This window comes from Ensifer sp. WSM1721 (assembly GCF_000513895.2).
In the GTDB taxonomy this organism is placed as follows: Bacteria; Pseudomonadota; Alphaproteobacteria; order Rhizobiales; family Rhizobiaceae; genus Sinorhizobium.
In genome coordinates this window covers 959,612-980,225 of record NZ_CP165783.1, presented here as the reverse complement: position 1 = coordinate 980,225, position 20,614 = coordinate 959,612, and the positions used below count along the sequence as shown (strand labels likewise).

The following is a 20,614-nucleotide window of genomic DNA, read 5'->3' as shown; positions in this document are numbered from 1 at the left end:
CATGAGCGAGCAGCATTTGCGGCCGTCGCCGATCAGCGCCATGGTGGATTTCGAGGCCGAGGGTGTCCAGCACGGTTTCCTGCGCCTGCCTTATAGCCGGGACGATTCCGCCTGGGGCTCCGTGATGATACCGATCACAGTCGTCAAGAACGGGGAGAGCCCGACAGCCCTCCTCACCGGCGGCAACCACGGCGACGAATATGAGGGGCCGATCGCGCTCTTCGACCTGGCGCGGACGCTCGACCCTGCCGAGGTCCGGGGCAGGGTGATCATCGTGCCGGCGATGAATTATCCGGCGTTCCAGGCTGAGACGCGGACCTCTCCGATCGACAAGGGCAATCTGAACCGCAGCTTTCCGGGCCGCCCGGACGGCACGGTGACCCAGAAGATCGCCGACTATTTCCAGCGCGTCCTGCTGCCGCTGGCAGACATCGTGCTCGACTTCCATTCAGGCGGCAAGACGCTCGACTTTCTGCCCTTCTGTGCGGCGCATATCCTTCCCGACAAGGCGCAGGAGGCGAAAGCCTTCGAATTCGTCAAAGCCTTCGGCGCCCCCTATTCGATGAAGATGCTGGAGATCGATGCGGTCGGAATGTTCGACACTGCGGCCGAGGAGATGGGCAAGATCTTCGTCACGACGGAGCTCGGAGGCGGTGGCTCGGCGACGGCTCGAACTGCCGCGATCGCAAAACGCGGGGTGGCGAACGTGTTGAGGCATGCCGGGATCATCAAGGGCGAAATCGAGACGGAAGCCACCACATGGCTGGACATGCCGAGCGGCGATTGCTTCGCCTTCGCGGAGGATGGAGGGCTCATCGAGTTCCTGGTGGATCTCGGCGAGGCGGTGGAGCGGGGTACGGTGCTGGCACGAATTTATCCCGTCGGACGGACCGGCGTAAAACCTGTCGAGGTGCGTTCCAAAATGAAGGGTCTTCTGACGGCCCGCCACTATCCCGGGCTGATCAAGCCGGGCGACTGCTGTGCGGTTGTGGCGGTCCCCGTCTAAACCGCGCGTCGACATCGGTACACGGCCAAACGTAAAGTCATAGTGCCGACGCGCAGAGATGTTCTGCGAACAAAACTCCTGCCTGCGAGTTGGGGATATAAACAAGGAGGATCGAGATGCCTTCGAAGAAGCAGAACACCTCCCTGCCGCGTGAGGAAGACTACCGAGATTTTGAAGAGCGGAACATCAGAGAGGGCTGGCCGTATTCGGACAAGCCCGGCTCCACCTCGAACAGCCCGAAGAACCGGGCCTATGGTGAACCCGCTGCCAACTTCGACCGGGAGCGAAACCCCGGCTTCGACGTCGAAGGGATGGAAGAGGCAACCAACGAAAGCCAGCTTTCATCGCAGCAGGAGTCGGCCCGGCAGAGCGACGACGACGATCTTGAGGTTCGTGTCACTGAGTTTCTCGAGACAATGGAAGGCGTCGATACGAACAACATCGATGTCCGCGCTCACGGGAGCACGATCGTTCTCGCAGGCGCCGTCGAGACGATCGACATCGCTCGCAAAATCGAGCTGGCCGTCTTGTCTTTCAAGGGAGTTCGGCACGTGCGCAACAGATTGCGGGCCGTTGGCGTGGATGCACGCATTCCGGACGAAGACGTCTAACCCTTGCATCGGAGGAGACCTCGCCTCGATGGCAACCGTCGCGAAGCTCGAGCCTCTACGGCTTGGCGTACCGAGGGATTCCGCCGTGCTTTACGCCTCACGGGTTCCCCGGAGCAATAATCGTAAGCGGGTCCACCGCGCCCGTCCCTGAGCCAGCCTGTTTCGCTTCATTTCTTCAAAGATAGCTCTGATCGCTTCGACTGCGCGATGCATCAATCCGTCGGGGCCGGACCAGGCTTCAGAACCACCGCTTGATCCCCTCCTGTCGACCCGCGGAGCGGAGTTCATCGACGTTGCAGCGAGATGTTATTACGTAACTTTCGTTTGACGAATGTAATAACGTAACATATGGAGGGTAATCATCTCGCCCAGGGCTCTCCGTGCCCTTTGGCTTCGCCACCGCAACAACCATCAATTGGAGCTCAGAATTCGCATGCTACGCGCGCTGTTCATCACGTTCGCACTAGGTCTCGCCGTTACGAATAATTCGGCGCATGCTCAGGTTCTGAAGGTTGCGGGCCCATGGGAGGTAACCGGCATCGATCCGGCCCAGACCGGCTATGTCTTCAGCCGATTGCAGGTGGCCGAAACGCTGGTGACGGCCGATCCGGAAGGCAAGCTCATTCCGGCGCTTGCAGAACGATGGAGCGTGAGCGACGACGCTTTGACATGGCGCTTTACGCTGCGCGATGAGGCCCGCTTCCATGACGGCACGCCCGTCACTGCGCAAGCCGCAGCAGCCAGCCTCAAACGGGCGCTTTCCGGTGTCGGCGTGCTCTCACAGGTACCCATTGCCGACATCGTCAGCGAAGGTCGTGATGTGGTCCTCAGGTTGGAAAAGCCCTTCTCGGCCCTGCCGGCCTATCTCGTCCACTTCAGCACCATCATTCTGGCTCCCTCCTCCTTTGACGCTTCGGGCAAGGTGAAACAGATTGTCGGTTCCGGCCCCTACAAGGTGGCGAGCCTGACGCCGCCCGCAAAGCTGGAACTCAAGGATTCCGGGACCTGGTGGGGTGGCAAGCCAAGCATCGCTGAAGTCAGCTACCTCGCCGTTGGGCAGGGAGAGACGCGCGCCTTGATGGCAGAAAGCGGCGAGGCCGATCTGGTCTTTTCAATGCTGCCGGTGTCAGTGGACCGGCTGAAGGAGAATCCGCGGCTCGACGTCAAAATCGCCACCATTCCGCGTACGCGCATTTTGAAAGTGAATGCTGCGTCCGTCTTTTTCGACGATGTCGAAGAGCGGCAGGCGTTGAGCCATGCAATTGACCGGGTAGGCATCACGAAAGTCATCCTGCGCAATCCCGAACTCGCGGCAACGCAAATTTTCCCGCCGGCCCTCAAGGGCTGGTACGCGTCGGATCTCCAACCGCTCGGCCGTGACGTCGCACGCGCCAAGGAATTGCTGACAGAGGCGGGATGGACGCCCGGTAGTGACGGCATCTTGGAACAGGACGGCAAGCGCTTCAGCGTTACTCTGCTCACTTATTCCAGCTGGCCGGAGCTTCCGCCGATTGCAACCGCCCTCCAGGCTCAATTGCGAGAGGTCGGCATCGAGATCAAGGTCTCGGTCGGCAACAGCTCCGAAATCCCGGCCCGGCATGGTGACGGCACATTGGAGATCGGGCTCGTCTCACGCCTCTATTCGATCGTGCCGGACCCCGTTGGTACGCTGCTGCAAGACTACGGTCCTGGCGGCAGCGATTGGGGCGCGATGGGCTGGGACAATCAGGAAATCCAAGGCCTGGTTGCCAAGCTTGCCGTGACCACCAACCCGACCGAGCGCGCCCCGTTGCAGCGCCGGGCCGTGGAGATCCTGCAGCAGGAGCTGCCGAGCATTCCCGTCACCTGGTCCGAACTGGCGATCGTCTCGAGCAAGCGGATCACGGGCGTTCAGGTCGACCCGCTCGAGGTGAACTACGGCCTCGCCGCCATCCGCTGGGCGAAGTGACAGGAAAAGCGCAATGAGAAACTTTCTCGTCGCCCGCCTGATGCAGGCGGGGATAGTCGCCATGGTTGTCGGCGCCCTCTGTTTCCTGCTCATGCGGGTTCTGCCGGGGGATGCCGCCATGCGAATTGCCGCTGGTCGATACGGGCCGGACGCGCGCATCGCCGAAGCGGCGGATAAGGTCAGGCTGGAGCTCGGGCTCGATCGACCGGTGTTATTGCAGTTCCTCGAGTGGCTCGGCGGTCTGTTGCGCCTCGATCTCGGTCATTCGCTGGTCACGGGAGCACCTGTTGTCGATGAGTTGCAGGTTCAACTGGGGGCTTCCGTGTGGCTCGCCGCCTCGGCACTTCTCATCTCGCTGCTAATCGGCCCGGTGATCGGCATCTTCTCCGGTCTGAAGCCGGGTGGCATCGCCGACCGAACCGGTCTCGTTGGGGCGGTGGTGTTCCGCGCCATTCCCCCCTTCGTGCTCGGGCTCATGCTCATGCTCATCCTTTCAAAGCAGCTCGGATGGCTGCCGCCGGCGGGGTTCGGCTCGCCGCGCGAGATCCTGCTGCCGGCTCTGACGCTGGCATTGGGGCTTGCAGCGATGTCGAGCCGGGTGACGCGCAATGCGGTCGCTGCGGTCGCGAAGACGCCCTATTTTGCCTTCGCCCGGCACAAGGGCCTGCCTGAGGCGATCGTCGTGCGCCGACACGGGATCCGCAACGCTGCTATTCCGGTCGTGTCCTATCTCGGCCTTCAGGCCATCTATCTGGTCGAAGGCGTCGTGGTCGTGGAGTCCCTCTTTGCCTATCCGGGTATCGGCCACGCTTTGGTGCATGCGATCGTCGAGCGGGATATCCCCATGGTGCAGGGAACGGCGCTCGTCATGGGCCTCATGTTCGTTGCAATAGCAGCCCTCGTCGATGCGATTTCCCTCTGGCTCGACCCTCGTTTCGGGAGGGCTGCATGAGCACGATCGACAATGTCTCTCTCGCTCGAGGGCGCGCCCGGCTTTCCGGCAGCCGCGCCTTCGGGGCAGCTCTTCTGCTGTTGCTCGGCGCCTTTGCGCTCATCGGACCCGTGATCGTTCCGACCGATCCGGCGGCACAGGATTTCGGCGCGAGCCTCGCGCCCATCGGGGGTGATTATGCGTTGGGAGCCGACCACTATGGCCGCAGCCTTCTTGCCCGACTTGCCCATGGCGCGCGGCTTTCCTTCGGGCTCGCCTTCCTCACCATGCTTGCCGCCGCCGTTCCAGGCGTTCTGCTCGGTCTTGCCGCCGCCTGGAGAGGCGGAGGGACGGAGCGGCTCCTCGAATTGCTGGCGACAGTCGTTCTGGCGCTTCCCGGCTTGATGCTCGTGCTGCTGCTGCTCGCATTCTCGCCAGGCAACTATGGTCCGCTCTTCCTGGGTCTATCGCTGACCCTCTGGGTGGAATTCTACCGGGTGACCCGGGCGACGACGAAGACCGTGCTTGCCCAGCCGCACATCGAAGCCGCAAGAATGCTCGGCTTCGGGTCGGGGTACATTCTGCGCAATTATGTGGTGCCCGTGATCGCTCCGATGATTGCGACACTTACCGCCTTCGCCATGGCAACGGCCATCATCGCCGTTTCGACGCTCAGCGCCATCAGCGTCGGGCTGCAACCTCCGACGCCCGAACTCGGCAGCATTATTGTCGAGCTTTTGCCCTACTATGCCGAGGCGCCATTGCATGTGCTTCTGCCCGCCCTGCTGATCTTCCTTCTCGTGCTCGGCCTTCAACTCGTCGCAGACGGAGACCGCGCATGAACATGCGAGCGGGAATACAGGAACTTTCGATCAGCGCACTCGCTGTCGAGGCGGCGGCGGGACGGATCGTTTCCGACGTTTCTTTCACGGTCAGCAGGGACCGGCCGCTGACACTGCTTGGCGAGAGCGGATCGGGCAAGTCGCTTGTGGCGCAGGCGGTCATGGGAAACCTACCGGCGGAACTGCGTGCCACGGGAAAGGTTCTTCTCGACGGCACCGATCTTCTGGCGGGTTCGCCTGCCGAACGGCGTGCTCGCTGGGGACGCAGCATCTCGCTTCTTCCGCAGGAGCCCTGGCTCGCGCTCGACCCGACGATGCGGATTGGCTCGCAAGTGTCGGAAGTGCATCGTTTCGTCAAGCGGAGAGATGCGCGGCGGAGCCGGCAACTGGCAGGTGACAATCTTGCCGAAGTGGGGCTGGAGCGCGCCGGCGAACTCTACCCGTTCCAAATGTCGGGCGGCATGGCACAGCGTGCGGCAATCGCCATTACTCATGCGGCCGACGTCGATCTGATGATCGCCGACGAACCGACGAAAGGGCTCGATGCAGCCCTGCGCGATTCCGTTGTTGCGCGGCTGCGGCAAGAGGTCGACCGCGGGCGTTTGCTGTTAACGATCACCCATGACGTCGCCGTTGCCAGGGCGCTCGGCGGCACGGTAGGCGTGATGCTGGACGGGCGCCTGATCGAATGCGGCCCGGCGGGAAAGCTGTTGGCGGCGCCGGCACACGACTATAGCCGCGCATTGATTGCTGCCGATCCGCAAGGCTGGGAGCGAAGGGCAACGACGACCTCGGGCGAGATCGTGGTCGCCGGACGCGGGCTTGCGAAGGCCTACGGAGAAAGGCTGCTGTTCGCCGATCTGGATGTCGAGATCCGTGCCGGCGAGATCGTCGCCATTGTCGGCCCCAGCGGTTGCGGCAAGACCACCGTCGGCAACATTCTTCTCGGGCTCGCCAGACCCGACTCCGGCACGGTCGAGCGACGGAAGGATCTATCGCCGCTGCGCTACCAGAAGCTCTATCAGGACCCTCCGGCGGCGTTCGCTCCACATCAACCCATCCGAAAAGGGCTTGTCGATCTGGTGAGATTGCATGGGCGTACGTGGATCGAGGTGGAGAGACTGCTTGCCCGGCTCCGGTTGCAGGGCAACCTGTTGGACCGCTTGCCCAATCAGATCTCCGGGGGTGAACTGCAGCGCTTCGCAATCCTTCGTGCCCTGTTGCTCGACCCCGTTTTCCTGTTTGCCGACGAAGCCACCTCGCGACTCGACCCGCTCAGCCAGAAGGAAGTCATTGACTTCCTGCTCGAGATCGTCCGCGAGACCGGACTAGCCGTCCTTCTCGTCACCCACGATCGCCATCTCGCCGAGCGCATTTCGAGCCGGATCGTTGAAATTGGCGCAGCCAGGAAGCTCGGTCGCGGAGAATGACGTTGCCGTCGATCTGCCGCTTTGCCCCCGACCCGCCGTACATCGAGGGAATTCAGGATGCCAGCAATGGAGTGGGAGCGCCGATCGGAGGCTGCGTTGCCACTGGAACACCCCCCACCCTATAATCCTGTTCGCTATGTACAAGACGTTCGTTGCAGCGCGGGAGGACCGGCCGGGGGAAGCTTGGCTAGCGCGTTTTGTCGCCGGCCGGGCGGAGGCCGAGAGCTGGTATTTCGGGCAAGCCGTGGTGCCGACCCCAAGCGCCGAGGATTGTCGCGCCGCTCTCGAGCGGCACATGCCCGAGCTGGTTCCTCATTATGAGCACGCCTGCGCCCTCGTCGGAGATGACGAGGTGGCTCACCGGATGCTGAGCCATTACCGGCCCGCGCCGGAAAACTATGGCTGCAGTCAGGCCGTCTGGCTCGGAGAAGAAGGACCGGCACTCATCCGCAACTTCGACTATCCGCCCGATATCGTGTCTGACCGTTTCGAGTTGACCGAGTGGTCGGGCTTGAAGGTGATTTCGAAGGCGCAGCGACCTTGGGGAGGCTGCCTCGACGGTATGAACGAGGAGGGACTGGTCGCCAGTGTGACTTTCGGTGGAAGCCGTGTTCAGGGCGTCGGCTTCTCGATCATTCTCATGCTCCGCTACGTGCTCGAGACCTGTCATCGAGTGAACCAGGCGGTGGCGGCCTTGTGCCGGATACCGGTGGCGCTTCCACAGAACGTGACAGTGCTCGATCGCTCGGGCCGGCACGCTACGCTGTTCCTTGGCCCCCGCCAGCGACCGATCATCTCGCGGGTGAGGGCATGTACGAACCATCAGCGGACTGGAAGACCCTCATCGTCTTCGATGGTGCGACAGCTCCGGCTTTTGCAAGCGCTGGAGGAGCCTTCCATGTCGCTTTCGAGGCTGACGGACCTGTTCCTTCTGCCCCCACTTTATTCCGGGCGGGTTCCTTACCGGACTCTCTACACGGCCGTCTACCGACCCGCAGAAGGCAGAGTGGACTATGTCTGGCCGGGGAAACGCTGGTCCCAAAGCTTCGAGGACTTCCGGATCGGCGAGTACACACATTGCTACTTGTGAGGCCGCGTGATTTGGTGACCGCAACGGTTCTCTATCGAACAAAATAGGCCTCAATCGCGCCGATGCCTCGCAGGTCCAGCGCGCATCGCGGCTCAAGGGTCCACCGGCCCCGCAGGGCGCGCCTGGTTGCCTCCGAGATCTGAATGCGATCGGCCGCCCCCTGGGATTCGAGGCGGCTCGCGATATTCACGGTTTCTCCCCACACGTCGTAGACGAAGCGATGCCGTCCGATCAGGCCGGCGACGACAGGCCCCGAATGGATTCCAATGCGAACCCGAAAGCGATCGCTGTCGGGGAAGGTGTCGCGCAACGATTGCAGCATGGACTTTCCGAGAGCTACGATCCTGTCGGCGTGATCGGCGCAAGGCTCCGGGATGCCGCAGGCGGCCATATAGGCGTCTCCGATCGTCTTTATCTTCTCCACGCCATGCCGCTCGGTCAGGAGATCGAACGTGCTGAACATCCCGTCCAGCCGCCTGACCAGATCGGACGGCGGCAGCCGTGCGGCAATGGGCGAGAAGCCGACGATATCCGCGAATAGGATGGAAACCTCTTCGAAGCGGTCGGCGATGATCTCTTCGCCGCCCTGCAGGCGGTCGACGATCTGATCGGGCAGGATCGCGTGAATAAGCGCATCGGCGCGTCGTTTCTCCGTTTCGATCCGCTGCAGATAGCGGTGCTCACGGTCGAGCCAGCGCTTCTTCTCGAGCGCGGAGTTGATGCGGGCGCGCAGCAGGACCGGATTGAAGGGCTTCGTGAGGTAGTCATCAGCTCCCGCCTCGATGCACCGGGCGACGGCCGCGACTTCGCTCAAGCCCGATATCATGATCACCGGAACGTGGCGCCATCGGTTCTCCGCCTTGAGCCGCGATAGAATCTCGATGCCGTTCATGTCCGGCATCAATATGTCGAGCAGAATGACGTCGAACTCGTCTTCGTTCAGTCTTTGAAGCGCTGACAGGCCGGAATCGGCAGTGACGACGCGATGGCCTTCACGGCGCAACCGGCGGGAGAGAAGATCGCGATTGCTGGCGACGTCGTCGACGACGAGGATCCTGCCACCCTGATCGGGCCATGGCTCATGCTCGGTCCTGAAGAGGAGGCGTTCCAGCTCCGCTGCGTCGATTTCGGTTTGATCGCCCGGCTGCAGCTCGAGGGCTCCTCCGCGCGAAAGGCCGGCAATGGCATCAACCTGTTTCAGGAGCTCGGCCGCAGCGGCAAGTATCTCACCGAGATCCTCCCCCAGCGTGTGCTGATGCTGATCCCCGACCTCGTCGAGGATCATTTCCGCATAGCCGATAATGGCATTGAGCGGCGTCCGCAGATCATGGCGGAGCCTTGCCTCCGCCTCTGCTCCCCCTTCCTGCGAAGGGCAGTCCTTCCCTTCGATCAGGCCATCTATGAGGCCGTTCAATTGCCTTGCGGCGGCTCCGATCCGCTCCAGGTCCGTCTGAATGTGGGTCAAACCGAGGTCTCGCGCCTGCTCTCCCAGCAACTCCTGAAATCCCAGGATCGCCCGCGCCGGGCCGGCCAGCCGCTGCACCACATGGGCGGCGATGGCCTGGCGCTGAAATTCGTTCCCGATACTCATTTTCGTAAATGGCCGCTCAATGGGGTGTCGTCAGCAGTTGCTCGATCTTCCGGACGAGCTGCGAAAGGTCGACCGGTTTGCTGTCATAGTCGTCGCAGCCGGCCTCGAGCGCCATGTCCCGATCGCTCGCCATCGCGTGGGCAGTCAGCGCGATGACCGGTATCCTCGACGTGACCGGGTTGGCCTTGATCCGCCTGGTCGCTTCCCAGCCGTCCATCACCGGCAGGCTCATGTCCATCAGGATCAAATCAGGCTTTTCCGAAGCGGCAAGCTCGACGCCGGCCTTTCCGTTCTCGGCGATCAGTACGTCGAAACCGCGACGAGACAACCGCCGCGAAAGCATGTCGCGATTCATTTCGTTGTCTTCCACCAGAAGGATTCTCGTCATTGCGCTTCTCCTCCGGTCTATTGCAGTGCCTTCAGCCGTCGGCGACGGCCGTACCGGCCGTTTCGCGTGATCCTATCTGGCGCTCGAGGGCCGCGACCAGCTGCGACCTGCTGTTTGCGCCCTTGTTCACGACGGCTACCGCTCGGTCGCGAAGCCAGCTCAGCTCGTTTGCAGAAAGGTCCTTCGAAGTGACGACGACGACCGGAATATTCTGGAGTTCCGGTACGCTCTGCATCTCGCTCAGCGTCTGGAATCCGTCCATCTCGGGCATCAGAAGATCGAGCAGGACGAGACGCGGCTTAAGGCGCTTCATGAGCTCGAGACCGCGGATGCCGTCGGCCGCCTCGTGGACCGTCCATTTCCTCTTCACCAGAATACGCCGGAGGAACTCGCGCGAAGCCTGATCGTCGTCGATGACCAGCACGTCGCGATTGCCGCCGCCGTAAGTCTCTATGGTCCGGATCAGCTTGTCGGTGTCGATGGGCTTGGTCAGATATTCGACTGCTCCGAGCGAGAGGCCGAGCTCGCGATCCGCCAGGATCGTCGCCAGGATAACGGGGATCGTGCAGAGTTCGGGATCGCTCTTCAGCGTGCGCAGCACCGACCAGCCGTCCTGATGAGGCATGATGATGTCGAGAATGATTGCCGCGGGCCGATGCTCCCGAGCAGCGGCTATCCCTTCCGGTCCGCTTGCGGCTTCGATCGAGGCAAGGCCTGCTTCCGCGAGCGCCCTTGCGATCAGGTTGCGGGCAGCCGGATCATCATCGATGATCAGCGCGGTCCGGCCCTCTGTGATCGGCGGCGGTTCGGCTGTCCGAGGTTCTTCGGCTTCCCGCCTGCACTCAGCCGGCACCTCCATGGTGAAGGTCGAGCCTTTTCCGACTTCGCTTTCGACTTTAACGACACCGCCTATCATGCGGCAAAAGCTGCGGGTAATGCTCAACCCCAACCCCGTACCGCCGTAGTTCCGTGTGGTGGACGGATCGGCCTGCGTAAAGGGATTGAAGAGCCGTTCCTGCTGCTCCGGCGTCATGCCGATGCCGGTATCGGACACCTTGAACACGAGCCAATCGCGGTCCGCCCTTCTTTGGCGCCGAACCGAAAGCGTCACCTTGCCGCCATTGGTGAATTTGGCGGCGTTGCTGAGCAGGTTGAAGAGATTCTGGCGCAGCTTGGTCTGGTCGGAGTGCATCTCCCCGAGATCGCCATCGATATCCTTGATGAACTCGTTCCGGTTCTTTGCCATCAGCGGCGCGACGGTAGCACTCACGTCGCGCAGCAATTCGGCGACATCGAAGGTTTCGAGGAAGAGCTCCATCTTGTTCGCCTCGATCTTCGAGAGGTCGAGGATGTCGTTGATGAGAGACAGCAGATGCCGTCCGGCTGCGGCTATTTTTTCGAGGTCAGGCACGAGCTCTTCGTCATCGTGGTCGCGCGCCTCCTCCATCAGCATCTCGCTGTAGCCGATGATGGCGTTCAGCGGCGTGCGCAATTCGTGGCTCATCGAAGCGAGAAAGCGGCTCTTGGCCTCGCTTGCGGATTCGGCCTTGCTCTTGGCCCGCTCGAGTTCGACCTGGCGCTGCTTGAGTTCGGTGATGTCGGTGTAGACGGCCACCGTCCCGCCATCGGGGATCTTGCGCTTGCTGATGCGGACCCATTTGTCGCCGAACCGCCGCTCGTCGACGAGGCCGGCCGGATCCCGGTGACGGCGCAGGCGGTCCTCGATCCAATCTTCCGGTGACTTGCCCTCTAGGTCTATTTGTCCATTTGCGAGATTCTGCTCCAGGATTTCGTGGAAGCTCTTGCCGCGAAGTTCGTTGGGCCTATGGCTCGGAAAGATTTCGCAATACTTGCTGTTTGCGACCAGGATTCTGTCATCCGGATCATAGAGGACGAATCCGTCGGAAATCGCCTCGAGCGCCGCGGCGATCGTCCGCCTCTGACGTTCCGCTTCGTCTTCGAGCCTTTTCTTTTCGATCGCGCTTTCACGGAAAAGCATGAGCGTCCGCGCCATCGCTCCGAGTTCGTCGCCGCCCTCCTGGGGTATCTCGACGTCGTAGCGGCCTTCCGTGAGGTCCTCGATCACGCGATTGAGACGCCTGAGCGGACCGACGATCGAGCGCAGGACGAGAAGCGTGAGAAGCGAACCGACCAGGACCAGGACGCCCACAAGGATTGCGGCGCCTGTGGCGGTCTTCTCGGTTTGTGCGACGACCTCGTTGCGAGCGGCTTCCGCTTCGGCCTTTACCTGGTCGACAAGCTTGTTGAGATCGGCATCGACCTTGCCGCTGTGAATACGGGCCTTCGCCAGCAAGGCGTTGCCGACAATACGGTTGTCCTGGGTATAGCTGTCCGTCGCCTGCAACGCGGTTCCGACATAGGCGTCGACCTCGGTGCGGATTTCCTCGACCGCGTCGGGCGCATGCTGTGCGAGGCGATCCAGTTGGACCTGCAGCCGTTCGCGAGCGTCATCGGCGTTGCGCTGTGAATTCATGAGCAAACTGACAGAGAGGTCGGTGAGCCAGTATCTGAGATCTCCAAAGGCGACATGCGCTGCGGCGGCCGATGCGGCTCTATCGAACAGCTCCCTGGTTTCGGCCATGCGTTCGGCGCTGCGATAAAGCGCCTGAGTGAGGAAGACGGATGACAGAACAAGGCTGATCAGACCTGCGGCGGTCAGCGCCGCCACTCGCGCGGAAATCGGCAGATTGGCGAGCCGGCTGGCGAGCCGCTTCGTCGGCGCAGAGGCCGCTCCGGCTGCCTCCAGCTGCTGTCCCAGCGCGCTCATTTGAACAGGACGATGCTGATCGCACCGCCAAGATCGCCCGCTTTACCTCCCTCCTTCGGATAGCCGGTGACGTCGATTTCGCCCTTCGGCACGCCGTGACAGGTAAGACAGGACTCCGTGTAATATTCGGGCAGCAGCATGCGGAAAGCAGGACGGCCGTTCACCTCGGTCACTTCCGTATAGATTTCGCCCCTCGGCCGCTTCGGATCCGAGAAGACTTCATTGATGACCCTTGTCTCCCAGGCGTCGGGGAGCGATTTTCGGTTGCGCACTAGGGCTTCCGGCGCAGTCACTCGAACCAGCGCCTCGTGTCCGACTTTGGCGGCGAATTTCTCGTTCATCAAGCGCGCGAAAACGGCTGGAACGAAACCCTTAAAGCCGATGCCGGGGCGGTTTATGTCGTCCTGCTCTTCGTCGACGACCTCACGCATGGCCTCGACCTGAGCCTGGAGCAGCTTGCGGTCGCGCTCCGCCAGATCATCGGAGATCGATTGCCCGCCGGTGCGCTGGGCATAGAGGGCAATCGCCTCCTTCGTGAAGCGCTCGCCATCGAGATTTTTATCTCCTACCGCCGGATCATTGATGAGCGACTGGTAATTCGAAAGGACGCTTCGGGCCGCCCTGAGCAGTTCGGCGAGCCGTGTTCCGGTCGCCAGGTCAGCGCGCTCGTCAGCCGCCGTTGGAAACGAGAGGAGAATAAAACCGGAGAAAATTGCGAAAATGCAGCTTCTCGCCAAGGCTGAAGTGGCTTCCATTTCCATCCCTCCCGGAGGAAGCACCAAATCGGAAACATATCACAGGAAGGCCGATGGAAGGAGTCGTCTCTGGCAGTTTACCGGCGGCCCATGGCCGTAAGGAGGGCCACGTTTCAACGGTAACCGAAATGTGCCTCTACAGCGCCGTGCGTCTTTTTCAGACGCACAAAGGACGCTGTAGCACTTTGAATTGCTGCATGTTTTTGTCCTTAAATCGAGTACGATTTAAGGAAACATGCAGTAGCGTGAGCCATTCGACAGGGGAGCATGCCCGCCGGCGGGAAGCGGCGGAAGTAAAAATGCTCGGTTTCCGTTCGCTCGGCCCGAATTTGAGTAATTTCCATCTCTATTCTGGGGCCTCGTCTCGTCACGTGCTGCAGCATCGGTTCATTCACGGAAGAATTCGCAGCGACGGCAAGATGAGATCACAAGGAGCGGTGGCATGGCTGTAGATTTCAACCACACAATACTGTCAGCCAGTGACAGCGAGGCGTCGGCAAAATTCCTGGCGGAAATGCTTGGCCTTCCAGCCCCGAGGCGCTGGGGCCCTTTCCAGATGGTCACGACAGAAAATGGCGCCAACCTCGACTACATGGATACCGACGGCGAAATCACGCCGCAGCATTATGCGTTTCTGGTCGGCGAAACCGAGTTCGACGAGATCTTCGGTAGGATCCGCGAACGGAAACTCCCTTACTGGGCCGACCCGGGCCGAACGAGGCGGGGCGAGATCAATCACCACGACGGCGGCCGCGGAGTGTATTTCGAGGACCCAAATGGTCATCTTCTCGAGGTGATTACCCGTCAATACGGCAGCGGTGGGTGGAACCCGTAATCGTTCGGGGACGTACCGTTGGATTCGAAAACGGACATGGCGGGTCGACCTACGGCGCTGCAACCGCGGACGTTCGCTCCTGCGCCGCCTTCCGGAACAGGTAGGCCGATAAGAGCCACAGGGCGACGAAGAAGCCGGTCAGGAACACGACGGCTTCCGGAAAGCTCGGCGCCTGAGACCCCAATCCGGCGGCGAGCGCGATGACGCCGACCATCCCCTGAGTGAGCGCGGTCAAGAAGAATGCGCGCGCCATACCGCTCGGCTTGAAACGAGCGATAATAGCGCCGACGATCCCGACGGCGAGCACCCCGCCATACATCAAGTTGGCGGGATTGTTCTCGGACCCGATGATGCCAACGGCAGCATTGATCCAGACGAGGCTGAATGCTGCCGCGAGCGCAACGCCGACGGCTGCCCGATACGCTTTATTGTTTGTCATCCTTGCCGTCAGTTCAAAGGTGACACCAGTGGCGACGATCAGACCACCGGCGAAAGCGAAGTCGGTCACATCCCAATTCACTTCATCGGTGAACTGCATCGCGACCAAGGGCAAGAAGAGCACGAGCGCTGCGATGATCCAGGCCGATATCCGCCAAACGCTTCCGCGTTGTCCGCCGCCGGTTTCGCTCCTTCCCGCCATCGCGCTGTCTCCGTGCTTGGGTGAAGCAAAGCATCCGGCCGATGATCGCGCTTGTCGCCGGCGTTCGCAATGGGGCGGTGAGCGTCCGGCTCCTCAACTAAGCTGCGGCGGCGGCAATGCGGTCGAGAGCGTCTTTCACTCTCGGTATGTGGGCGGGCGGCACGGGCAGGATTGGCCGTGGTGGTGCGGCGTGGCAAAGGCCAAGTACCTCGGCAATCGCGTACATGACGCGGAAGCTGCCAAACTCCTTGAACAGGCCCCACAGGGGCTGAAAGGCCCGGCCGAGGCGTTCGGTTTCGGACGCGTTGCCGGCTTGGGCTGCCTGCGTGAGAGCAACGGCTTCGGAAGGCAACAGGCCGGCGATCACGCTGTACCAGGCGTCGCAGCCTGCCAGCAGCGCATCCGCAGCACCCCAATCGCCGCTGTAGCCGATGGCAAAACCTTCCGGTGCGCGCGAGCGCAGACGCGCAAGTTCACCCTTGAAATCCCCCTGAGCGGGGAGGGGCATTTTCACGGCGGCAATGTTGGGCACGCTCGCCAGCCGGGTGATCAGGTCGTCGGTGAAGGTGAAATGGGTGGTGCTTGGATTGTTGTAGATGCACAGGGGCAGTTCACCCGCTTCCGCAACGGCGGAAATGTGCTGGAAGACCTCCTCTTCCGTCAGAGGAGTATAGGACATGGGGGCCAACAGGAGACCATTCGCCCCCGCCTTCCTTGCATCGCGGGCGAGCGCCTGAGCCTCGTCTGTTCTTAGCGCGCCGACGCCGACGATGACGGGTATCTTGCCGCCAACGCACTCCATGGCGGCCTCGACGGCGCGTTGACGCTCGTACCTCGAAAGGAAGGCGTAACCGCCTGTGCTTCCGAGCAGCCCGATCGAGTCAGCGCCGGCCGCAGAGATCCGTTCGAGAAGGCGCTCGAGCGCTCCGGTATCGACATGCCCCGAGGCATCCGCGGGCGTGATGGGAAAAGCCGAAAGGCCAGCGAACAATTTCATTGTGCTCTCCTAAATCTCTATGCGCGCGAGAACAGCAGTCGGAGGCCGGCAAAGCCGAAACACATCGCCAGGAGCCCCTCGATCCAGCGCCTTGCACGACGGTACAGGCGCACCATGGGTGCGGTCGAGAAGATGATCGCATATCCGCAAAAGATGATGACGCTTAAGACCGCGCAACCGCCGAGGATTGCAGCAAGCGTATGCCATGACGAGTCCGGTCCAAGCCCAGGGCGATCCAGGCGAGGATCGATTTCGGATTGCTGAGATGCATGAGCAATCCGCGCCGGTAGAGGTCTGCTCCCGACAATGCGGTACCGTTCGGACCCGCGTGTGCAGCAGCTTTCGCGTCGGAAGCAAGCGCGGCCTTGCCAGCCTTGAAGGCGAGATAGAGGAGATAAAGACCGCCGAAGATTTTGAGCAAGATCAGCGCTTCCGCATAGCGGGTCAGAACTGCGGAGACACCCGTTGCCGCCATCGTACCCCAGAAGATCGAACCGCTGACCACGCCGGCAGCGAGTATGAGAGCTGCACGTCTTCCGTTATGCATCGCCACCCCCATGATCCGCATATTGCTGGGGCCGGGGCTCCCGGCCGCGATGACATAGGCGGTATAGACGATGAGGAGATGGTGGAGTTCGTCGGACAATCTGAGCCCAATCATGCTGTTGGTGTTAACGAAGGTCGGTCGAAGCGGAATGCCGGCAGAGCCTCGGCTACATCTGCCTCAATAGGTTGAAGGAAATCATCCACATTGTAAGAGCGATGAGCGTTTCCAGAATCCGCCAGGATGCCGGCTTCGAGAAAATCGGCCGCAGCCAGGTTGCACCGTAGCCGAGCGAAAAGAAGAATAGAAACGAGCCCGTTGCAGCTCCGGCCGCGAACGATGCCTCGTATCCCGGAAACCGGGTCGAGATGGTACCGAGCAGCACGACCGTATCGAGGTAGACGTGCGGATTGAGCCAGGTGAGAGCCAGACAGGTGACAAGCGTCGCCCGAAAGGTCGATGAGGCCGTCTCCTGCACCGCCAACGCTCCCGACGAGCGGAAGGCGGAATAGAGGCTTTTCGCACCGTACCAGATCAAGAACGCCGCTCCTCCATAGCGCATGACCGGATCGAGCCAGGGGAGCAATGCGGCAATCTGCTGGAAACTGGTCACGCCCAGCGTGATCAGCACGGCGTCGGACAATCCGCAGGCGAGGCAGACGGCGAATACATGTTCGTTGCGCAAGCCCTGGCGCAGCACGAACGCGTTCTGCGCGCCGATCGCGACAATCAGGCTGAGCCCCATCATCAAGCCCGTGCCGAAAACCGAAAAATTCATGCTCTGAAGCGCGCTCCCGAAATACCGTGAGCCTTTCCGCTATCGCGTTTCGCAAATTCAGGATAGTTAATGTTGCTAACCCGGATTAAGCAAAACTAAGTCATGCTCGATTATTCTGCTCTCCGCGCCGTTTCGGCGGTGGTTCAAACAGGCAGCTTCGAAAAGGCCGCAGCTCTTCTCAACGTGACACCCTCGGCCGTGTCGCAGCGGGTGAAGCAGCTCGAGGAACGTCTTGGCATCGTTCTGGTCGCGCGGGGCAATCCCTGCACCGCAACGGAGAAGGGAGATTGGCTCTGCCGGCACATGGAGAATGTCGGCATGCTCGAAGCCGAGCTGTTCGAGCATCTGCCTGGCCTTGTCGATCCTGCGGAGCCCGAACAGAGGGTGACGCTGCACATTGCGACCAATGCCGACAGTCTCGGAACATGGTTCCTGGGGGCCATGTCAAGCTTCGCCAGACGGTCTTCGCATCTCTTGAACATTGCGGTCGATGACGAGGACCATACCGCCGAATGGCTGCGGCGAGGGCAAGTGGTCGCCGCCGTCACGAGCGGGGAGAAGCCGGTTCAGGGCTGCCGGCGCATGTTCCTCGGCGCGCTCCGCTATCATGCAACGGCGAGCCCCGGATTCATGGCCCGGCATTTCCCGCAGGGCGTCACGGCGGAGGCCATTGGCAATGCGCCGGCCTTGACATTCAATCAGAAGGACAAGCTCCAGAGCCGGTGGATACGTCAGGTATTCGAAGAAGAGCTCAGCCCGCCCACCCATTGGCTGCCTTCGACGCAAGGTTTCGTCGAAGCCAGCCTTTCCGGCATGGGATGGGGCATGAACCCGGCCCCCCTTGTGCGCGAGCACTTGGACTCCGGGCGGCTGGTCGAGCTGATCCCGGAAACGCCGTTGGACGTTCCCTTGTATTGGCAGATGAACCGTCTTGCCGCCGATCGGCTGGTTGACCTGACACGCGAGGTCGTGGCTGTAGCCAAGCATCATCTGCTGGACTGAAACGACACCGAGGTGCCGGGCGGGCATGATTGGCCCCTCCTGACCGCTCGTTCCGGAACCATACTGCTCGCAACTCCTTCTTCCCAGCATCGGTGATCCGAACCGTACGAGGGCCGTGGAAAGGCCTGATGGATTGGAGATGGAGCGTTACCATATAGCTCTTGGATTATTCGGCATCGTGGTGCTGCTGACGGCCTGGATTCCCATGGCCTTTCGTCGGCTGCCGCTTTCCCTTCCCATCTTTTGCATCGCTATCGGCATATTGGCCGGACAGTCGATCTTCAACCCGATCTCCCAACTGGCCGGTTTCGACAGTCGGCTTGTCATAGAGCGTATGACAGAGTTTACCCTCATTGTCGCGCTGATGGGCGCTGGCCTGAAGATTGATCGCCGATTGGGCCTCCTTAGCTGGGCGCTCACGTGGCGTCTTCTCGGCATCGCAATGCCGGCGGGCATTGCCCTAATGGCGGTCGGCGCCCACTGGATGCTGGGGCTTGGAGCTGCTTCGGCGATCCTTCTTGCCGCTTCACTTGCACCGACGGATCCGGTGCTCGCCAGTGACGTACAGGTAGGGCCGCCGCAGACCGGGACGGAGGACGAGGTCCGCTTCACCCTCACATCCGAGGCTGGCTTGAACGACGGCCTCAGCTTTCCCTTCGTCTATCTGGCGATTGCAATCGCTCTCGCGCCCGACGAGCCGGACTGGTTCACGAACTGGCTCCTCATCGATGTGCTGTGGCGGCTTTTTGCCGCCGTTGCCACGGGGTGGCTCGTCGGCAAGCTACTCGGCTTCGCCACGTTCCGCCTCCCGAAAAAAGCGGCACTCGTGCGCACCGGTGACGGCTTCGTCGCCCTGGGCATCACTTGCCTCGCCTACAGCTTGACCGAACTTGCCCACGGCTACGGCTTCGTGGCCGTCTTCGTCGCAGCACTTTCCTTCCGCACGGTCGAGCGCCATCACGAATTTCACAAGGAACTTCACAACTTCTCCGAGCAGATCGAAAGGCTGCTGATGATGGTGCTTCTCGTCTGTTTCGGGGCGGCCGTCAGTGTCGGACAGCTTATTGACGAACTTGATTGGCGCTTGGTCGCATTCGCGCTGTTCGTCATCCTGATCGTTCGGCCGGCTTCCGCCTGGGCAAGTCTTCCCTCGAGCCTGCCGAAAGGAGAAAGAGCGGCAATCTCGGTGTTCGGGATCCGCGGTCTAGGCTCGATCTACTACCTCGCATTTGCAACGGGGATGGCCAATTTCGAAGAGGTCGGTGTCCTCTGGTCAGCGGTTGCCCTGATCGTCCTGATCTCCATCGTCATGCATGGGCTGACCGTCACGCCGGCAATGCGCTGGCTCGATAGGCGGCGTAGAAGTAACAGGCCCGGAGATGAAGGCGACGTTTGGCAGAGTGACTCGACGAATACCCGGAGGCCGAAGAATGGTTAGCCAGCCTCCTCGGCAGACTGACCTCGATCTCTCGGATATTGCGGCACCGCGAGAGGATGGAGCCAGGTCTCGCGTCTGATAACCCAAATTTCGTACTCCGGGACCAGAAAGGTCGGGACGTCATCCAGCGAGCCAACGCGGATTTCGGTTTCCTCCTCCCCCGGGTTGAACAGCCGCGATCCGCAAGCGGGGCAAAAGCCGCGGCCGGCGAACACCTTCACCTCGCCACTGCTCCTGAAAGCCCGTGTGGGCCAGACGGCGAATGTCGTAAAAGATGAGCCACTTTCCTTTCGGCAATCCGCGCAATGGCAAAGCCCAACCCGCAAGGGCTCGCCGCTTACTTCGTAGCGCAGGGCGCCGCACAGGCATCCGCCGGTTCTCGTAACCATGTCCAATCTCCTGACCAGCCTGTCCCTCGACTTAGGGCAGATGCGTGATCCGAGGAGTCCCCGGAGACGGCCTGTGCGTGAAGCGGCTGCCGTCCCTTGGGAAACGGAGGCATGCCCCCTATGTAAGAAAACGGTGCAATCTTCCGAAGGCGATCGCTCATGTCAGACAAGCCGATCAAAATTCCCGGGCCCGACCATCCGATCACCATCCATCGCAATCCAGCGCGCGTCGTCGTCAAACTCAACGGCCACGTCGTTGCCGATACGCGCGAGGCGCTGACATTGCGAGAGGCCTCCTACCCGCCGGTGCAGTATATCCCCCGCAAGGACGTCGACATGTCGCTGCTTGACCGCACCGACCATTCGACGCATTGCCCTTACAAGGGCGACGCTTCCTATTACAGCATCATCCCCGGTGGCGAGCGCTCGAAGAACGCCGTCTGGACCTATGAAGACCCGCATGCAGCGGTTCGCGAAATCAAGGACCACTTGGCATTCTATCCGGATCGGGTGGACTCGATCGAGGAATCGTAGGCGCCGGGCCGGCGCGTTCCAGTCATCCGACGAGACAACGCACGGGATGTCCGTACGGTAGCCTTAAGAAAGCACGC

Annotated in this window: 19 protein-coding genes and 1 pseudogene; 11 read left to right on the top strand and 9 right to left on the bottom strand. The window is 61.5% G+C overall.

Going from position 1 to position 20,614, the window contains the following annotated elements; genetic code table 11:
* The first annotated feature begins 1 nt into the window (after window position 1).
* The 7 genes from doeB (at window position 2) to M728_RS22070 (ending at window position 7,858) form a co-directional block, all read left to right on the top strand.
* Complete coding sequence (gene doeB, locus M728_RS22100) at window positions 2-1,006, top strand: N(2)-acetyl-L-2,4-diaminobutanoate deacetylase DoeB (RefSeq protein WP_026621103.1); 1,005 nt, start codon at window positions 2-4, stop codon at window positions 1,004-1,006.
* Between the two features lie 116 nt (window positions 1,007-1,122).
* The gene (locus M728_RS22095; protein WP_026621104.1) at window positions 1,123-1,617 is read left to right on the top strand and encodes a BON domain-containing protein; all 495 of its coding nucleotides are present in this window, start codon (window positions 1,123-1,125) and stop codon (window positions 1,615-1,617) included.
* Between the two features lie 433 nt (window positions 1,618-2,050).
* Window positions 2,051-3,565 (top strand): ABC transporter substrate-binding protein, encoded by a 1,515-nt coding sequence (locus M728_RS22090; protein WP_034883722.1) that lies wholly within the window; start codon window positions 2,051-2,053, stop codon window positions 3,563-3,565.
* A 13-nt stretch (window positions 3,566-3,578) separates the two neighbouring features.
* Window positions 3,579-4,517, top strand: a complete 939-nt coding sequence (locus tag M728_RS22085) for an ABC transporter permease (RefSeq protein ID WP_026621106.1) — start codon at window positions 3,579-3,581, stop codon at window positions 4,515-4,517.
* Entirely contained in the window at window positions 4,514-5,338 is an 825-nt protein-coding gene (locus M728_RS22080; protein WP_026621107.1) for an ABC transporter permease, read from the top strand. Before M728_RS22085 ends, M728_RS22080 begins: the two co-directional genes overlap by 4 nt.
* The gene (locus tag M728_RS22075; protein WP_026621108.1) at window positions 5,335-6,768 is read left to right on the top strand and encodes an ABC transporter ATP-binding protein; all 1,434 of its coding nucleotides are present in this window, start codon (window positions 5,335-5,337) and stop codon (window positions 6,766-6,768) included. Before M728_RS22080 ends, M728_RS22075 begins: the two co-directional genes overlap by 4 nt.
* 136 nt (window positions 6,769-6,904) lie before the next feature.
* Complete coding sequence (locus tag M728_RS22070) at window positions 6,905-7,858, top strand: C45 family autoproteolytic acyltransferase/hydolase (protein ID WP_026621109.1); 954 nt, start codon at window positions 6,905-6,907, stop codon at window positions 7,856-7,858.
* Window positions 7,859-7,889: 31 nt separating this feature from the next.
* Here M728_RS22070 and M728_RS22065 read toward each other — a convergent pair whose 3' ends face one another.
* Genes M728_RS22065 through M728_RS22050 form a run of 4 tightly spaced genes read right to left on the bottom strand, consistent with a single transcriptional unit; the run spans window position 7,890 to window position 13,380 of the window.
* Entirely contained in the window at window positions 7,890-9,449 is a 1,560-nt protein-coding gene (locus tag M728_RS22065) for an adenylate/guanylate cyclase domain-containing protein (protein ID WP_026621110.1), read from the bottom strand.
* 16 nt (window positions 9,450-9,465) lie between these two features.
* Window positions 9,466-9,837 carry a response regulator gene (locus M728_RS22060; protein WP_026621111.1) on the bottom strand — a complete coding sequence of 124 codons (372 nt, stop codon included), beginning with the start codon at window positions 9,835-9,837 and terminating at the stop codon, window positions 9,466-9,468.
* 31 nt (window positions 9,838-9,868) lie between these two features.
* Window positions 9,869-12,625 carry a response regulator gene (locus M728_RS22055; protein ID WP_026621112.1) on the bottom strand — a complete coding sequence of 919 codons (2,757 nt, stop codon included), beginning with the start codon at window positions 12,623-12,625 and terminating at the stop codon, window positions 9,869-9,871.
* Window positions 12,622-13,380, bottom strand: coding sequence for a DUF3365 domain-containing protein (locus M728_RS22050; RefSeq protein ID WP_026621113.1), 759 nt, complete (start codon window positions 13,378-13,380; stop codon window positions 12,622-12,624). Before M728_RS22050 ends, M728_RS22055 begins: the two co-directional genes overlap by 4 nt.
* Window positions 13,381-13,822: 442 nt before the next feature.
* On the opposite strand from M728_RS22050, the gene M728_RS22045 reads away from it, so the two are divergent.
* Window positions 13,823-14,215 carry a VOC family protein gene (locus tag M728_RS22045; protein ID WP_026621114.1) on the top strand — a complete coding sequence of 131 codons (393 nt, stop codon included), beginning with the start codon at window positions 13,823-13,825 and terminating at the stop codon, window positions 14,213-14,215.
* Window positions 14,216-14,264: 49 nt separating this feature from the next.
* On the opposite strand, the gene M728_RS22040 is transcribed toward M728_RS22045, so the two are convergent.
* The 4 genes and pseudogenes from M728_RS22040 to M728_RS22025 all read right to left on the bottom strand — a co-directional run bounded on the left by M728_RS22040 (window position 14,265) and on the right by M728_RS22025 (window position 17,174).
* Window positions 14,265-14,855: a hypothetical protein gene (locus M728_RS22040; protein ID WP_026621115.1), complete on the bottom strand. Its 591-nt coding sequence runs from the start codon at window positions 14,853-14,855 to the stop codon at window positions 14,265-14,267.
* 97 nt (window positions 14,856-14,952) lie between these two features.
* Window positions 14,953-15,852, bottom strand: coding sequence for a dihydrodipicolinate synthase family protein (locus tag M728_RS22035; RefSeq protein WP_026621116.1), 900 nt, complete (start codon window positions 15,850-15,852; stop codon window positions 14,953-14,955).
* Window positions 15,853-15,869: 17 nt separating this feature from the next.
* A pseudogene (locus tag M728_RS22030) lies at window positions 15,870-16,513 on the bottom strand (LysE family translocator).
* A 52-nt stretch (window positions 16,514-16,565) separates the two neighbouring features.
* Window positions 16,566-17,174: a LysE/ArgO family amino acid transporter gene (locus M728_RS22025; RefSeq protein WP_026621117.1), complete on the bottom strand. Its 609-nt coding sequence runs from the start codon at window positions 17,172-17,174 to the stop codon at window positions 16,566-16,568.
* Window positions 17,175-17,276: 102 nt separating this feature from the next.
* On the opposite strand from M728_RS22025, the gene M728_RS22020 reads away from it, so the two are divergent.
* Entirely contained in the window at window positions 17,277-18,176 is a 900-nt protein-coding gene (locus M728_RS22020) for a LysR family transcriptional regulator ArgP (RefSeq protein WP_026621118.1), read from the top strand.
* Between the two features lie 139 nt (window positions 18,177-18,315).
* Entirely contained in the window at window positions 18,316-19,614 is a 1,299-nt protein-coding gene (locus M728_RS22015; RefSeq protein WP_084044527.1) for a sodium:proton antiporter, read from the top strand.
* Here the strand turns inward: M728_RS22015 and M728_RS22010 are convergent.
* On the bottom strand, window positions 19,611-20,003 hold the full coding sequence (locus tag M728_RS22010) for a GFA family protein (RefSeq protein ID WP_026621119.1): 393 nt from the start codon (window positions 20,001-20,003) through the stop codon (window positions 19,611-19,613). The genes M728_RS22015 and M728_RS22010 overlap by 4 nt on opposite strands.
* A gap of 159 nt (window positions 20,004-20,162) precedes the next feature.
* Between M728_RS22010 and M728_RS22005 the strand changes: the two genes are divergently transcribed.
* The gene (locus M728_RS22005; protein ID WP_026621120.1) at window positions 20,163-20,537 is read left to right on the top strand and encodes a DUF427 domain-containing protein; all 375 of its coding nucleotides are present in this window, start codon (window positions 20,163-20,165) and stop codon (window positions 20,535-20,537) included.
* Window positions 20,538-20,614 lie beyond the last annotated feature (77 nt).

Excerpts from the sequence above, each read along its gene's own strand:
- M728_RS22045 (WP_026621114.1), top strand. The coding sequence starts at position 13,823 with ATGGCTGTAGATTTCAACCACACAATACTGTCAGCCAGTGACAGCGAG.
- M728_RS22085 (WP_026621106.1), top strand. The coding sequence starts at position 3,579 with ATGAGAAACTTTCTCGTCGCCCGCCTGATGCAGGCGGGGATAGTCGCC.
- M728_RS22065 (WP_026621110.1), bottom strand. The coding sequence starts at position 9,449 with ATGAGTATCGGGAACGAATTTCAGCGCCAGGCCATCGCCGCCCATGTG.
- M728_RS22055 (WP_026621112.1), bottom strand. The coding sequence starts at position 12,625 with ATGAGCGCGCTGGGACAGCAGCTGGAGGCAGCCGGAGCGGCCTCTGCG.
- M728_RS22020 (WP_026621118.1), top strand. The coding sequence starts at position 17,277 with ATGCTCGATTATTCTGCTCTCCGCGCCGTTTCGGCGGTGGTTCAAACA.
- M728_RS22025 (WP_026621117.1), bottom strand. The coding sequence starts at position 17,174 with ATGAATTTTTCGGTTTTCGGCACGGGCTTGATGATGGGGCTCAGCCTG.
- M728_RS22095 (WP_026621104.1), top strand. The coding sequence starts at position 1,123 with ATGCCTTCGAAGAAGCAGAACACCTCCCTGCCGCGTGAGGAAGACTAC.
- M728_RS22035 (WP_026621116.1), bottom strand. The coding sequence starts at position 15,852 with ATGAAATTGTTCGCTGGCCTTTCGGCTTTTCCCATCACGCCCGCGGAT.
- M728_RS22010 (WP_026621119.1), bottom strand. The coding sequence starts at position 20,003 with ATGGTTACGAGAACCGGCGGATGCCTGTGCGGCGCCCTGCGCTACGAA.
- M728_RS22015 (WP_084044527.1), top strand. The coding sequence starts at position 18,316 with ATGGAGCGTTACCATATAGCTCTTGGATTATTCGGCATCGTGGTGCTG.
- doeB (WP_026621103.1), top strand. The coding sequence starts at position 2 with ATGAGCGAGCAGCATTTGCGGCCGTCGCCGATCAGCGCCATGGTGGAT.
- M728_RS22090 (WP_034883722.1), top strand. The coding sequence starts at position 2,051 with ATGCTACGCGCGCTGTTCATCACGTTCGCACTAGGTCTCGCCGTTACG.
- M728_RS22060 (WP_026621111.1), bottom strand. The coding sequence starts at position 9,837 with ATGACGAGAATCCTTCTGGTGGAAGACAACGAAATGAATCGCGACATG.
- M728_RS22005 (WP_026621120.1), top strand. The coding sequence starts at position 20,163 with ATGTCAGACAAGCCGATCAAAATTCCCGGGCCCGACCATCCGATCACC.
- M728_RS22040 (WP_026621115.1), bottom strand. The coding sequence starts at position 14,855 with ATGGCGGGAAGGAGCGAAACCGGCGGCGGACAACGCGGAAGCGTTTGG.
- M728_RS22070 (WP_026621109.1), top strand. The coding sequence starts at position 6,905 with ATGTACAAGACGTTCGTTGCAGCGCGGGAGGACCGGCCGGGGGAAGCT.
- M728_RS22050 (WP_026621113.1), bottom strand. The coding sequence starts at position 13,380 with ATGGAAGCCACTTCAGCCTTGGCGAGAAGCTGCATTTTCGCAATTTTC.
- M728_RS22075 (WP_026621108.1), top strand. The coding sequence starts at position 5,335 with ATGAACATGCGAGCGGGAATACAGGAACTTTCGATCAGCGCACTCGCT.
- M728_RS22080 (WP_026621107.1), top strand. The coding sequence starts at position 4,514 with ATGAGCACGATCGACAATGTCTCTCTCGCTCGAGGGCGCGCCCGGCTT.